Annotated in this window: 12 protein-coding genes; 4 read left to right on the forward strand and 8 right to left on the reverse strand. The window is 69.5% G+C overall.

What is annotated here, in order from left to right; translation table 11 throughout:
• Nucleotides 1-23: 23 nt before the first annotated feature.
• The 5 genes from ABD255_RS11620 to ABD255_RS11640 form a co-directional block, all read right to left on the reverse strand.
• Complete coding sequence (locus ABD255_RS11620; RefSeq protein WP_344212818.1) at nt 24-1241, reverse strand: RNA polymerase sigma factor; 1218 nt, start codon at nt 1239-1241, stop codon at nt 24-26.
• On the reverse strand, nt 1238-1579 hold the full coding sequence (locus tag ABD255_RS11625; RefSeq protein ID WP_344212820.1) for a YciI family protein: 342 nt from the start codon (nt 1577-1579) through the stop codon (nt 1238-1240). Before ABD255_RS11625 ends, ABD255_RS11620 begins: the two co-directional genes overlap by 4 nt.
• Before the next feature lie 66 nt (nt 1580-1645).
• Nucleotides 1646-2524 (reverse strand): helix-turn-helix domain-containing protein, encoded by an 879-nt coding sequence (locus tag ABD255_RS11630; protein WP_344212822.1) that lies wholly within the window; start codon nt 2522-2524, stop codon nt 1646-1648.
• 51 nt (nt 2525-2575) lie between these two features.
• Nucleotides 2576-3259 carry a class I SAM-dependent methyltransferase gene (locus ABD255_RS11635; protein WP_344212823.1) on the reverse strand — a complete coding sequence of 228 codons (684 nt, stop codon included), beginning with the start codon at nt 3257-3259 and terminating at the stop codon, nt 2576-2578.
• A complete protein-coding gene (locus tag ABD255_RS11640) occupies nt 3249-4796 on the reverse strand; it encodes an ATP-dependent DNA ligase (protein ID WP_344212824.1) in 1548 nt (515 codons plus the stop codon). The genes ABD255_RS11635 and ABD255_RS11640 overlap by 11 nt, the downstream gene beginning before the upstream one ends.
• 109 nt (nt 4797-4905) lie before the next feature.
• Between ABD255_RS11640 and ABD255_RS11645 the strand changes: the two genes are divergently transcribed.
• Nucleotides 4906-5859 carry a hypothetical protein gene (locus ABD255_RS11645; protein ID WP_344212825.1) on the forward strand — a complete coding sequence of 318 codons (954 nt, stop codon included), beginning with the start codon at nt 4906-4908 and terminating at the stop codon, nt 5857-5859.
• Nucleotides 5860-6031: 172 nt separating this feature from the next.
• Nucleotides 6032-6976: a hypothetical protein gene (locus tag ABD255_RS11650; RefSeq protein WP_344212827.1), complete on the forward strand. Its 945-nt coding sequence runs from the start codon at nt 6032-6034 to the stop codon at nt 6974-6976.
• 33 nt (nt 6977-7009) lie between these two features.
• On the opposite strand, the gene ABD255_RS11655 is transcribed toward ABD255_RS11650, so the two are convergent.
• The 3 genes from ABD255_RS11655 to ABD255_RS11665 all read right to left on the reverse strand — a co-directional run bounded on the left by ABD255_RS11655 (nt 7010) and on the right by ABD255_RS11665 (nt 10821).
• Nucleotides 7010-7978, reverse strand: coding sequence for a Dyp-type peroxidase (locus ABD255_RS11655; RefSeq protein WP_344212829.1), 969 nt, complete (start codon nt 7976-7978; stop codon nt 7010-7012).
• Nucleotides 7979-8176: 198 nt separating this feature from the next.
• Nucleotides 8177-9499: a pyridoxal phosphate-dependent decarboxylase family protein gene (locus ABD255_RS11660; RefSeq protein WP_344212831.1), complete on the reverse strand. Its 1323-nt coding sequence runs from the start codon at nt 9497-9499 to the stop codon at nt 8177-8179.
• Nucleotides 9496-10821: an MFS transporter gene (locus tag ABD255_RS11665; protein WP_344212833.1), complete on the reverse strand. Its 1326-nt coding sequence runs from the start codon at nt 10819-10821 to the stop codon at nt 9496-9498. The genes ABD255_RS11660 and ABD255_RS11665 overlap by 4 nt, the downstream gene beginning before the upstream one ends.
• A 56-nt stretch (nt 10822-10877) precedes the next feature.
• On the opposite strand from ABD255_RS11665, the gene ABD255_RS11670 reads away from it, so the two are divergent.
• Entirely contained in the window at nt 10878-12602 is a 1725-nt protein-coding gene (locus ABD255_RS11670) for a CPBP family intramembrane glutamic endopeptidase (protein ID WP_344212835.1), read from the forward strand.
• Between the two features lie 54 nt (nt 12603-12656).
• Complete coding sequence (locus tag ABD255_RS11675; protein ID WP_344212837.1) at nt 12657-13376, forward strand: HAD family hydrolase; 720 nt, start codon at nt 12657-12659, stop codon at nt 13374-13376.
• The last annotated feature ends 218 nt before the right edge of the window (nt 13377-13594 follow it).

Raw genomic sequence — 13594 nt, forward strand, 5'->3', positions numbered from 1 at the left:
CGGGCTGGGAGCAGACAGACACCTCAGTGACCGATCTCCTCGATTCTTCTGGTCAGGAAAGCTCGCTCGGCGTCGGTCGGCGCCTGGCCGAGCGCTTCGCGGTAGGCGGCGACCGCCTCGGCGTCTCGACCCGCCCGGCGGAGGAGGTCGGCCCGCGTCGCCGCCAGCAGGTGATAGCCGGCGAGCGCCTCGGCGAGTTCGTCGACAAGGAGCAGTCCCGCCTCCGGTCCCTCGGCCATGCCGATGGCGACGGCCCGATTCAGCGTGACCACCGGCGTCGGCGCGATCAGGCTCAACCGGTGGTAGAGCCCGGCGATCTGGGCCCAGTCGGTGTCGGCGGCGGTCTTGGCGGTCGCGTGGCAGGCGGCGATCGCTGCCTGAATCTGGTACGGCCCGGCCTGCCGCCGGGGGAGTACCTCGTCGAGGATGGCGATTCCTTCGGCGATCTTGTCCGCCTCCCACCTCGTGCGGTCTTGCTCCTCCAGCGGAATCAGAACTCCCGCCGGGTCGAGTCTGGCGGCGCTTCGGGCGTCGTGGAGCAGCATCAGCGCGAGCAGCCCGAACACCTCGGGCTCGGCCGGCATGAGGTGCACCAGGACTCTGGCAAGGCGGATGGCCTCGGCGCTGAGGTTCCGGCGTACGAGGTCGGCTCCGGCGCTGGCGGAGTACCCCTCGTTGAAGAGCAGGTAGAGCACGGCCAGTACGGCAGGGGTGCGCTCGGGCAGGAGGTGCGCGGGTGGCACGCGGTACGGGATGGCGGCGTTCTTGATCTTCTGCTTGGCCCGGGTGAGCCGTTTGGACATGGTCTGCTCGTTGACGAGGAAGGCCCGCGCGATCTCCGCGGTGCTGAGTCCGGCGAGCGTTCGCAGGGTCAGCGCGACCCGGGCCTCCAGCGCCAGCGCGGGATGGCAACACGTGAACATCAACCGCAACCGATCATCCGGTACCGCGCTGTCGTCGGCTACTGCCGGTTCGTAGGACATGGCCGCCACCTCCCGCAACTTGGCAGCACCTACCGCGTCACGCCGCAGCCGATCCATCGCGCGGTTGCGAGCCGTCGTGGTCAGCCACGCGCCCGGGCGGTCGGGGACCCCGTCGCGGCGCCAGCGCTCCAGCGCCGTGGCGAACGCGTCCTGGGCGCACTCCTCGGCCAGATCCCAGTCGCCGGTCACCCGGATCAAGGTGGCGACCACCTGGCCCCACTCGTCCCGGAAGGCCCGCGCGACGGCCTCCTCGATCACGCGACGCCGGGTGGCGGTCCCGCCAGCAGCGGACGGATCTCGATCGTGCCGTAACTGGCGGCCGGATGCTTCGAGGCGATCTCGATCGCCTCGTCGAGGTCGGCGCAGTCGATGATGCAGAACCCGCCGACCTGCTCCTTGGTCTCGGCGAACGGGCCGTCGGTCAGCAACACCTCGTGCTCGCGGACCCGCACGCTGGTGGCGTCGCTGGGCGGGGCGAGTCCGGCGCCGCCCTGCACCACCCCGCGGCGTTCCATCTCCTCCGACCAGCCGCCGCATCCGTCGTTCGCGTGCTCTGCCGCGGACTCGTCGCCGCAGATCAGCAGTAGGTACTTCACGATTCCTCCTTACACCCGACCGACGAACGGCGCCGCCCGATCCGGACACCTCCTGAAATCTAGCGTCTAGGGCCCGGAGTCGAGCTTGCGGAGGATCGCAGTGAGTTGCTCCTCGGCCTGCTGCGGCGGCGGGCCGGAGACGGCGAGGTTGTCGAGAACGTGGGTGTAGGCGTCGATGTCGTCGTTCTTGTCGAGGTACAACGCGCTGGTGAGGTGCTCCAGGTACACCACGTCGGGCAGGTCGTGCTGTGGGAAGCGCAGCACACTGAACGCGCCACCGGTCGCCGCGTGCCCAGCGCTGCCGAGCGGGATGATCTGCAAGGTGATGTTGGGCCGGCGGATCGCCTCGATCAACGAGGTCAACTGGCTCCGCAACACCTCCGTGCCACCGATCGGACGCCACAGCACGGACTCCTCGACAACCGCCCAGAGGCGCAGCGGCGGATCACGGTCGAGCACGGCCTGGCGGGTCTTGCGCAGCGCGACGACCTTGTCGATCTCGGTCTCCGACCGCTCCGCGCCGCTGGTCAGCCGGGCGACGGCCCGGGTGTACTGCGGGATCTGCAGGAGCCCCGGCACGAACTGGATCTCGTAGGTCCTGATCAGCTCCGCGGCGGCCTCGAGCCCGAGGTAGGCGTCGAACCAGTCCGGTGTCACGTCGCTGTAGCGATGCCACCAGCCGCGGTCGTTGGCGTCGCGGGCCAGTTCCAGCAGCCGAGCACGCTCGCCGGCCTCGCTCACGCCGTACAGGCTGAGGAGGTCCTCGACGTCCCGCTCCTTGAAGCCGACCCGGCCGAGCTCCATCCGGCTGATCTTCGACTCTGACGCCCGGATCGCCCACCCCGCATCGGACCGGGTCACCCCGGCCCGCTCCCGCAACCGCCGCAACTGGGCCCCGAGCAAGATCCGCAACACGGTGGGCCCAGCCTCACTTCGCCCAGCCATACCTCCATTCTAGCTTCTTTTCGAACATATGTTCTAGTCGGGTTCGAACGCTCAGTCGCGCAGGTACTCGGCGCGCCACCGGAAGAGGGCGGGGTCCGAAGGGCTCGGCGACTTGTCCAGCTGGATGAGGCGGAGCTCGTCGGTGGCGAAGGCCTCGATGGCGGCCTGGGTCAGGGGCCAGGGAGGTCCCTCGACGGCCGACTCCGGGGTGTCGTCGTCGCGGGCGGCGGCGATGACCAGGAGGGTGCCGCCGGGACGGACCAGTTCGCCGACCTGACGGGTGGCGGTGGGTTGGAGCGGGATGGGCAGGGCCTGGACGGTGTAGATCTCGACGACCAGGTCGAAGGCGCGGTGCCACTCGGCCGGCGGGTTCAGGAGGTCGGCCACCTGGTACGTCGCCTTGGAGTTCGGGTGGGCTCGTTTCGCGGTCTCGACGGCCGTGGGGGAGATGTCGAAGGCGATCGTGTCGAAGCCCGAATCGGCGATCAGTTCCGCGTCCCAGCCGGTGCCGGCGCCGACCACGAGGGCACTCTTGCCGGCGCCGTCGGGCTCTGACACCTCCACCCAGTCGGTGAGCAACACGTGCGCGGTACCACGGTCCCACGGGACGACGGCCTGGCCGTTCTGGGCAGCGGAGTACAGGCGCTCGAACCAGCCGGTCGCGTCGTCCTGCTCGAGAGACGCCCGGGCCAACTGCCGGGTGGCGACGTCGGGATCGACCGGTTCACTGCTCATCGTCAGGCCCTTCGGTGGGTTGATGGATTGCCCGGACTGCCTGCACAGTGTCGACCTGCGCGGGGGTCTTGTCGTCGCGATAACGCAGCACCCGGGCGAACCGCAGCGCCATCCCACCGGGGTACCGCGTCGAGGTCTGCACCCCGTCGAACGCGATCTCGACCACGATCTCCGGCCGCAGGTAGACCGTGTACTCGTCGCGCCGGGTCTCGAGCTGCTGGAACCGCTCGGTCTGCCAGCGGAGCAGTTCGTCGGTCAGCCCCTTGAACGTCTTGCCCAGCATCACGAATTCGCCGGTCTCCTCGTCCCGGGCGCCGAGATGGAGGTTCGACAACCACCCCGTACGCCGCCCGTGGCCCCACTCCGCGGCGAGCACGATGAGGTCGAGGGTATGCGTCTGCTTGACCTTGACCCAGCCGGACCCGCGCCGGCCGGCCTCGTACGGCACGGTCAGCGACTTCACCATCACGCCCTCGTGGCCCCGCTTGACCGCGTCGGTGAAGAAGGCCTGACCCGCCTCCGCGTCCTCGGTCACGAAGCGGGGGATTCGGCGCTCCTCGGGCACCAGGGTGCTCAGCCACTCGTGCCGCTCGGTGCTGTCCAGGCCGAGCAGGTCGTGCCCGTCCAGGTGCAGGATGTCGAAGAAGTACGGCGTGAGCGGCACCGTCTCCGGGCCGGTCGCGGCGCGCGTCGCAGTACGGGAGCCGGTGATCTGGAAGGCTTCGGGTCGGCCGTCGGGGCGCAGCGCGATCAGTTCGCCGTCGAGCACCACCTTGTCCGCCTGCAGCTCGAGCACGGCGGTGACGACCTCGGGCACGCGACCGGTGATCTCGTCGAGCGTGCGGGTGTAGACGACCACCTGGTCGCCGTCGCGGTGGACCTGGATCCGGATCCCGTCGAGCTTCCACTCGATCGCGGCCGGCGTGCCGGTCTTGGCCATCGCCTCGGCGACGGTGGTCGCGGACTGCGCGAGCATCGGCTGCACCCCGCGCCCGACCTCGAGGCCGAACTGGTCGAGCCCGGCCTCACCCTCGGTCAGGACCGCGACCGCCACCGGCGCCGCGGCGCCCCGCAGCATGGTCGCCGCCCGGATCTTGTCCAGCGGGATGCCCGTCGCCTTGGCGACCGCGTCCGCCATCACCCCGTCGAGCGCGCCCTGCCGCAACTCGCCGCTGACGAGCAGCCGCAGGAAGCGCTGCTCATCCGCGGTCGCCCGGCCGAAGAGCGCGTCGACCGCGGACCGCCGCTTCGCCTGCGACCCGGCGCCGGCGAACTCGGACAGCTCGGCGAACGCCTGGTCGACCTCCTCGATCGTCAGCGACGGAGTGTCCGCCGGCCCCGGCGCGTCGGTCAGCGTCCGCCAGCCCACGCCCGTACGGCGCTGGCGCAGCTCGCCGGAAAGGTACGTGACGACGATCTCCGTCTCCACCGGATCGGTCGCGGTGGTGAGCAGCGTCGCGATCAGGTCCGCCTTGGCCCGGCGCGACCTGGTCTGACTCAGCGAGGTCGAAGTGGCGACCACATCTGCGAGCAACATGCTCCCAGTCTCACCCACGCCACCGACAGATCCCGGCACAACTTTTCCGCCCGTGTCCGCATCAAGGCGGGTAGGAGCTTGACCAGTACTGCGAACGAGAGGCTCGGCGATGTCCGGTCGGAAGCGTAAGGCGGGAGCAGCGGTGGCGGCAGCCCTGCTAATAGCGGGAATCATCCCTGGCACCGCGGCAGCGAAGACGACCCGGGCCGGCGCTGTCGCCGAGGCCTGCTTCCTGGTGCTGGGCTCGGTGACGCCTGGCGGTGATCACACCTCCACCGTGTTCAGAGCGACGTCGCCGATCACCGTCGAGCCGCGCCGGGTGTACAAGGACATCTATCCGGACGGCCAAGTGCGGCTCAGCGCGTCGATGGCGTCCGACCCGGACGTCACCGGCTATCAAGGCGCGGTCTCTGGCAATGTCGTGATGGGCTCGACGATGTACAACAGTAGCTACCGCGTCGGACTGGACGGCACGGTCAAGTCTGAGGACAAGGGCCTCACCCCGGTCGGTGGTGGCTGGGGTGACATGACCGCCTTCGAGACGGTCAGGTACTACCCGTTCACGCCGAACGGCGTCTTCGGCGTGACGACGCAGTACGCGCTCCGCGCCGACGGCACGCTCTTCCGGTGGGTGGTGGACCACAAGAACGGCGGGACCTGGACCCAGAAGCAGACCGCGCCGGGGTTCGCCGCCGTGAAGACGATGGCGATGATCAGCCAGACGGCCACCTACGACACCTTCCTGGCGAACACCCGGGGAGGCGCGCTCTACACGATCCGCATCCCGCGGACCTCGCCGATGAAGCCGATCGTGAAGCAGGTCCGCAGCTCCACCTGGCAGGGGTTCGAGTCGCTCCAGCTCGAGAAGTGCGGCCAGTACGGCACGCTGCTCGTCGGCATCGACAAGGACACCAAGTCCGCCTACCTGTACGCCGTCGGCCACGCGAACGGCACCGCCACGGTGATCAAGGGCCTCGGCAAGGTGCCCGGCACCTTCGCCGACCCGGTCTACTTCCGGCACGCCCTCAGGCCCAACGACGCACCAATGCTCTACGGAGAGTGAGTGCGGACGTACGACACGGTGGTGGCCGAACCGTGCGGCGCCAAGGGCTCGCTGGTGCTGGGCATAGACAAGGCGACAGTCCCCAGGCCAGGAGACTCTTCGGCGAGTAGAGCTGAACTTTCCTTCCCTGGCAGGCGTCTCCGATACAGGACTACTACTGGGGGTGTTACTGATGAACAAGCTTCTTCGGTCGAGAGCGACGGCCGCCCTGGCCGTCGGTGTGCTGGGGGCGGGGGTTCTTCCAGGACTGGCGTACGGCGCGACCACGACTACCACAACGAGCAGCGCGGCCTGTGGGATCTCGGCCGGGTCGATCACCGCGGCGGGTGACCACCGGATCCAGAGCTTCGTGGCGACCCGGCCGATCACCCGGACCGAGAACCGCTTCGTTGCTCGAGGCATCCACCCCGCCGGGCAGGCGAAGTTGACCAGCAGCTGGATCCACGGTCCGGCCGAGGAGGGCAACAGCATCGGCCACGACGGCAACGTCGTACTGGGGACCGTGCTCTACGAGAGCGGGTACCTGGTGCCGCGCGGCGGGGGAACGCCGCACAAGTACCAGACCCGGATCGGCGGCGGCTGGGGCGCGTTCAAGTCCCTCGAGCATTCGGAGGTCCTGCTGTCGTCGACCAGCCTGCGGCAGAACGAGTACGGCCTGCGCACCGATGGGACGCTGCAGCGCTGGAACCGCGGCAGCGACAGCCTGGGGCGGCCGGTCTGGCGGGCGAGCGGCTCGGCTCCGGGATTCTCGGCCGTGAAGACGATGGCGTTGATCAGCCAGACGAAGACCTACGACACCTTCCTGGTGAACACCCGCGGCGGCGCCCTCTACACCGTCCGGATCCCCACCGTGTCACCGATGAAGCCGGTGGTGAAGAAGGTCCGCGCCGCCACCTGGCAGGGCTTCGAGACGATGATCGCCGCGCGCTGCGGCGCCGCCGGCACGCTGCTGCTCGGCATCGACAAGGACACCGGGTCCGGCTACCTGTACGCCATGGGTCACGCCAACGGCACGGCCACGGTCATCCAGGGCCTGGGCAAGGTCCCCGGCACCTTCACCGACTCGCTGGACTTCGCCTGGCACGGCTACTCCGACCCCAAGCTCTTCGGCGAGTAGCGAGGAGCCCTGCTCCCTGGCGCTTCGGGTGCGTCAGGGAGCGGGGGGCAGGTCGTCGAGGAAGGCGGCCGACGGGGTGAAGAAGAGCGTGCCGGTGACGGCTGTGGAGAAGTCGAGGATCCGGTCGTAGTTGCCCTCGGGCTCGCCGAGGAACATCCGCCGCAGCATCAACTCGGTGACGGCCGGGTCCTTGGCATAGCCGATGAAGTACGTGCCGAACTCCTGCGCGCCGACCGAGCCGAACGGCATGTTGTCGCGCAGGATCTTGAGCTCGTTGCCGTCCTCGTCCTCGATCACGGTCAGCGCGATGTGCGAGTTGGTCGGCTTCACGTCGTCGTGCAGTTCGATGTCCTCGAGTTTGGTCCGGCCGATCACGTGCTCCTGCTGCTCGACCGTCAGCGAGTTCCACGCCTTCATGTCGTGCAGGTACTTCTGCACGATCACGTAGCTGCCGCCGGCGAAGGACGGGTCCTCGGCGCCGATCACGACCGCCTCGTCGGCGTCCGAGCCACTCGGGTTCTCCGTCCCGTCGACGAAGCCGAGCAGGTCGCGCATCTCGAAGTACTTGAACCCGTGGACCTCGTCGACCACGGTCGCGGCGCCGTCGAGCTCCTTCATGAACTGGGTGGCCAGCTCGAAGCACATGTCGAGCTGGTCGGCGCGGATGTGAAAGAGGATGTCGCCCGGCGTCGACACCGCCCGGTGTTTGGCGCCCTGCAGCTCCTTGAACGGGTGCAGCGCGGCCGGCCGAGGCCCGCTGAAGAGCCGGTCCCAGGCGTCGGAGCCGATGCTGGTGACGCAGGACAGGTTGCCGGCCGGCACGCGGAAGCCGACTGCCCGGGTCAGGCCGGTCGCCCGCTCCAGCAGCGACCGGGCCGCCTCCTCGCCGCCCGGCTCGACCCGGACCACCAGGAAGATGGCCGCACCGGTCAACGGGGTGAGCACGGACTGCGGCAGCGCACGGGTCGAGGCCGCGGGTCCAGGAGTCGGATCAGTCACCATCGAGGGTCTCCTTCGAGAGGCGTCGCAGCTGGATCGGGGCTGCCGGCGACATCTTGGCAGCAGGTTGTTCGTGGGCGGCTTGGAAGGGTCGCCTCAGTGCGGCGGGCAGTTGAGCTCAGGACGGTCGCATCAGGCGGTCGAGGAAGGCGATCAGCAGTGCCTCGCGCAGGCGTGGGGGAGCGACGTCCAGCAGCGCGTTCACCGGCGCCATTCGCTCCGGCAGCGCCTCACCCGTCCCGAGACCGGCGAGCTCCAGCAGACCGTCGAAGGCGGCGTCGTCCAGAGTGGCCGGATCGAGTGCCTGGGCCGCCGCCGCCAACTCTTGGGGACCTGCACCGGCCCGGCGGCTTGCGCAGTACGGACTGAGGCTGTGAGCGCCTCGATCAGCTCGTCGAGTCGCGGAGCGGTGGCTGCGCTCATGGAGAGGTGCAGCGACGGCGCCTGGTCGCGGAAGCTCAGTTGCGGCTGGACGAACCACCCCTGCGCGGCCATCTCGTCGGCGATCGTGAAGACGTCCGCGCGCTCATCGCTGCGCAGAGCCACCAGCGTCGTCTCCGGGGGAGCGAGCACCGTCAGCCCGTCGATCGCTCCGGCCGCCGCGGCCAGCCGGAGCGTCGCGTCGTACGAGGTCCGCGCGAGGCGCTGGTAGCCGTCGTCACCAATGTGCTGGAGGACGGCCCACGCGGCGGCCAGGGGAGCGCCGGACTTGGTGGACTGCATCGTCGAGTTGAGCATCGTGTAGCCGGGCCAGTCCGCGTGGGCGAAGTACTGCGGTCTGCGCAGTCCCGCCGTGCGATGCAGCAGGATCGACGCGCCCTTCGGGGTGTACGCGTACTTGTGCAGGTCCACCGAAACGCTCGTCACCCCCGGTACTGCGAAGTCGTAGTCCGGCACGTCCACACCATCAGCCCGCAGATACGGCAGCACCCAGCCGCCGATACAGGCGTCGACGTGGAACCGGATCCCGCGCGCGGAGGCCGCCTCGGCGATCTCGGGAACCGGGTCGACCACCCCATGCGCGTACGACGGCGCGCTGGCCACCACGAGCACGGTCGTGTCGTCACAGGCCGCCGCCATCGCGTCCGGCCGGGCACGGTAGCTCCCCGGCTCCACGTCGACCACCACCGCCCGTACGCCGAGGTAGTGCGCGGCCTTGTGGAACGCGGCGTGTGCGGTGGACGGCAACACCATGCTGGGCGACGCCACCCCCGGCGAGGCGTCCCGAGCGGTCTGCACAGCCAGCAGGATGGACTCGGTCCCGCCGGAGGTGACGGTGCCCACCGCATCCGGTCCCTGCATCAGCCGCGCCGCCCAGCCGACCACCTCGTTCTCGAGGGTGCGCAGGCTCGGGAACACCGTTGGGTCGAGCCCGTTCGCCGAGCCGTACAGGGCTAGCGCCTGCCGGCCGACCTCGTCCGCCTCGGCGAGGCCGGAGTCGTACACATAAGCGAGCGTGCTGCCGCCATGGGTCGGCAGATCCCCTTCCTGCAATGCGCGCAGCCGGTCCAGTACGTCGCTCATCGGGCCTCCAGTACTTCGTCCGCGGTCAGCCGGTATCGCTGCAAGGTGAACAAACTGACGGCGATCAGCAAAGCAGGCACCACCGACAGCCCGACCACGATCGCCGTCACCGCCGATTCGGGCTGTACCGCGTCGCGATTCGTGGATGAGACATACCCGCCGGCTGCGAGCACCAACGCGTAGACGCCGGGTCCCAGCGCGAGACCGAGCGTCTCACCGGCCGTCCAGATCCCGGTGAACACCCCTGCCCGGCGGATCCCGCTTCTGGCCGCATCGACGGCGGCGACATCCGGCAGCATCGCCAGTGGGAACACCTGCGCGCCGGTGAAGCCGATGCCGACGACGGCGATCGCCAGGTACACGGTCCAGGTCGGCACCTGCTCGGCAGCGGTCAGCCCGAGCGCGCCGAGTCCGAGGATCACCGAGGCCACGGTGAATCCGGTCTTCTTGCCGTACCTCTGGCCGAAGGCGAGCCACAACGGGCTGACCAGCAGGGCAGGGCCGACCACGCAGACGAATCCGATCGACGCGGCGCCGGGATCACGCAGTACGTAGCGGGCCAGGTAGTCGATGCCGGCGAGCATCGAGCCGATGCCGAGCGCCTGCAGCATCAACGTGATGAGGAGCCAGCGGAAGTCCGCGGCCTGCGCGACCACCCGCAGTTGCTCGCGCAAGGTGCCGGTGGTCTCGGCCGGGCGACCGATGGGGGCCGCGCGCGTTCCGTAGTACGCGCCGATGGTGCCGACGGCGAGCAGGACCGCGATGGTCAGCCCCATCACGCGGTACCCGTCGCGGCCGCCGATCGCGTCCCGGATCGCCGGCGCGCTGCCGCCGCTGATCAGGATCGCGACGGTCAGCACGGCGACCCGCCAGCTCATCAGCCGGGTTCGCTCGGCGTAGTCGTCGGTGATCTCGGCCGGCATCGCGATGTAGGGCACCTGGAAGAACGCGTACGCCGCCGCGCAGCCGACGAACGCCACCAGCACCCAGGTCGCGTCGACCACCCGCGAGCCCAGATCCGGCGCGGCGAACAGCAACGCGAAGCAGCCCGCGAGCGCCAGCCCACCGCGCAGCAGGAACGGCCGGCGCGGCCCGAGCGGCGACTCGTACCGGTCCGAGATCCGCCCCGCCACCGGATTGAGCACCACGTCCAGGGCCTTCGGCAACAACACGATCGCCCCCGCCAGCACGGCCGCGATCCCCAACGTGTCGGTCAGATACGGCAGCAACAACAGCCCCGGCACCGTCGCGAACGACCCGGTCGCCACCGATCCCACCGCATACCCCACCCGAACCGACCGACCCAACGGCGGAACACCCATGCCCGGAAGCATGCCAGCACCCCCACACTTTTGCCCCCATCTCATAAAGTCACCCCATGGATCCCCACCCGGACCAGCCCACCCCCGCTGCCGACCCGCCGCCCTCCTCAGGCGACGGTCAGTCACCGCCTGCCCAGGACGCCACCCAGGAGCAGCCCGCCGGCGCCCGCCCCCAGGACGACGACCTCAACGCCGTCCGTCCGCAGGACGAGCCCAACGGCGGCTGGCACGCCCCCGGCCAACCCCCGTCGCCCGAGCCCAGCGGCCAGTTGCCGGGTCAGCCGCCTTACCCGCAGCCGGGTCAGCCGTCCTATCAGCAGCAGCCGGGGCAGCCGCACGCTCAGCAGCAGGCGGGTGGCGGACAGGTACCAGGCCAACCAGGCTTCTGGTCACCCGAGCAGCCGCCACCGTGGGGAGCCCCCCAGCCACCACAGGCCACGCAGCAGCCACCGCTCTACGGCACACCACCACCCCCGCCCTACGGCGGCCCACAGCCCCCGCAGTACGACGGCACCCAGCCCTCGCCCTACGGCGGGCCGCAGCCTCCGCCCTACGGCGGCCCGCCGCCAGCGCCGTACGGGCAACCACAGCAGTACCCCCAGCAGCCCTCGCCATATGGCCAACCGCAGCAGCCCCCGCCATACGGTCAACCGCCAGTGCCGTACGGGCAACAGCCCTACGGCCAGCCTCCGTACGGCCAGCCTCCGTACGGCCAGCCTCCGTACGGCCAGCCTCCGTACGGGCAACCGCCGTACGGGCAACCGCCGTATGGCCAACCCCCGTTCGGCGCCTACGTTCCGTACGGCGTCCGGGAGCCTCAGGTAGTACCAGCCCCACCGAGCACCCCGTACCACCGTCTCGCGCGGACCGCCAAGCACACCTGGTGGCGCCCGATCGTCAGCGGGTTGTTCCTGATCGCCGGCGCGATCCTCGCGACGGTCTGTGTCGTGTTCGCCTGGGAGCTCATCCACGCGTTCGTCACCGGCGAATTCTCCGAGCCCGAGGGCAACGACTTCTTCGACAGCGACCTCGAGAACCTGTCCCTCACCCTCGTGATGCTCGCCGCCCTCACCCCGGTAGTCCTGCTCTCAGCCCGCTTCGTCCAGCGTCGCCCCGCGCTGAGCCTCGCCTCGGTCCTCAACAAGATCCGCTGGCGCTGGCTCCTGCTGTCCTGCCTGCCGGCCGCCGGCTACCTCCTGCTCAACTACGCCCTGAACATCGCCGTCGAAGCGATCTTCCCCGCCGACGACACGATCCTCGCCGACGAAGGATCCTGGGTGGGTTTCGCCAGCTTCATCGGTCCGGCGCTGCTGATCCTGCTGCTGGTCCCGTTCCAGTCCGCCGCCGAGGAGTTCATCTTCCGCGGCTGGGTGATTCAGGCGATCGGCGCGTACGGCCCGGACAACACCCGCGGCTCCCGCTTCGTCCAACTCCTGAAGCAGGTACTGCGTACGCCGTGGCCGGCGTTGCTGGTCAGCGCGGTGCTGTTCTTCCTGGCCCACGGCTACACCGGCTGGGCCCGGCTGGACATCTTCCTGTTCGCGATGACGATCGGCTGGCTGACGATCCGCACCGGCGGCCTGGAGAGCGCGATCTCACTGCACGCGCTGAACAACATCATCGCCTTCATGTTGCCCGCGGCAACCGGTCAGCTCAGCGGCTGGGACGACCAGGGCGGCGCCCCGTGGACCCTGGTCGCGATCGACGCCCCGTGCCTGGCCCTGTACGCCGTCGTCGTCCTCTGGCTGGCCAAGCGCAAGAAGGTCGCCCACCTCAGCTGACCGGAACGAAAATCCGGAGGAGTTCTGTCGGTCGGATCTGGCAGGGTTGCCGCCGTGACGAACGTGAAGAGTGAACCGATCGAGGCCGTCCTGTTCGACTGGGGCGGCACGCTGGCGACCTGGCACGACATCGACCTGTACTCCGTCTGGCGATCCGTCGCGGAGCTGATCGACGACGCCCGGGCCGAAGACCTGGCCGCCCGGCTGGTGCGCGCCGAGGAGTCCGTCTGGCTGCGCTCACGCGACGAGCATGTCAGCAGCACCCTCGAGGAGGTCTGCCTACTGGCCGAGGTCGAGCTGACGCCGGCCGCGCTGACGGAGTACGAGCGTCAGTGGCATCCGCACACCGAGCTGGAGCCGGACGCGGTGGACACCCTCAAGAGCCTGCGCGACCGAGGCCTGAAGATCGGCGTCCTGTCGAACACGATCTGGTCCCGGCAGCGGCACGAGGACATCTTCGCCCGCGACGGCGTCCTCGACCTGATCGACGGCGCCGTCTACACCAGCGAGGTCCCGTGGACGAAGCCGCACCCCGAGGCTTTCCTGGCCGCGATGCGAGCCGTAGGCCTCGACAACCCAGCCCGCTGCCTCTTCGTAGGCGACCGCCTCTTCGACGACGTCTGGGGCGCCCAGCAGGTAGGCATGCGCGCTGCCCACATCCCCCACAGCGCCATCCCGGTCAGCCAGGTGGGCCACACCGAAGGCACCCCCGACGCGACCATCCAGCGTCTATCAGAACTCCCCACCCTGATAGATCGCTGGGACAACAGCTAGTCCGTAGATCGCTGGGACAACTAACCCGCCGTCACAGCGCGTACCCACCCCACCACATCCAGCAGCCCGCCGACACGATCAGCCGCCCTCAACCACACCTGCGAGCTTGCTCGCGGCTTCAACCCGGCACTGGGTATAGGTAGGCAGCGATCCTGGCCGCAGGTCTGTTGTTTGTTCGTCGGCTTCGGCTGAGCACGCGAGCAAGCTCGCAGGTGTGG

It is taken from the genome of Kribbella sancticallisti (genome assembly GCF_039530625.1).
In the GTDB taxonomy this organism is placed as follows: Bacteria; Actinomycetota; Actinomycetes; order Propionibacteriales; family Kribbellaceae; genus Kribbella; species Kribbella sancticallisti.

Excerpts from the sequence above, each read along its gene's own strand:
- ABD255_RS11630 (WP_344212822.1), bottom strand. The coding sequence starts at position 2,524 with ATGGCTGGGCGAAGTGAGGCTGGGCCCACCGTGTTGCGGATCTTGCTC.
- ABD255_RS11635 (WP_344212823.1), bottom strand. The coding sequence starts at position 3,259 with ATGAGCAGTGAACCGGTCGATCCCGACGTCGCCACCCGGCAGTTGGCC.
- ABD255_RS11640 (WP_344212824.1), bottom strand. The coding sequence starts at position 4,796 with ATGTTGCTCGCAGATGTGGTCGCCACTTCGACCTCGCTGAGTCAGACC.
- ABD255_RS11645 (WP_344212825.1), top strand. The coding sequence starts at position 4,906 with ATGTCCGGTCGGAAGCGTAAGGCGGGAGCAGCGGTGGCGGCAGCCCTG.
- ABD255_RS11650 (WP_344212827.1), top strand. The coding sequence starts at position 6,032 with ATGAACAAGCTTCTTCGGTCGAGAGCGACGGCCGCCCTGGCCGTCGGT.
- ABD255_RS11655 (WP_344212829.1), bottom strand. The coding sequence starts at position 7,978 with ATGGTGACTGATCCGACTCCTGGACCCGCGGCCTCGACCCGTGCGCTG.
- ABD255_RS11660 (WP_344212831.1), bottom strand. The coding sequence starts at position 9,499 with ATGAGCGACGTACTGGACCGGCTGCGCGCATTGCAGGAAGGGGATCTG.
- ABD255_RS11665 (WP_344212833.1), bottom strand. The coding sequence starts at position 10,821 with ATGGGTGTTCCGCCGTTGGGTCGGTCGGTTCGGGTGGGGTATGCGGTG.
- ABD255_RS11670 (WP_344212835.1), top strand. The coding sequence starts at position 10,878 with ATGGATCCCCACCCGGACCAGCCCACCCCCGCTGCCGACCCGCCGCCC.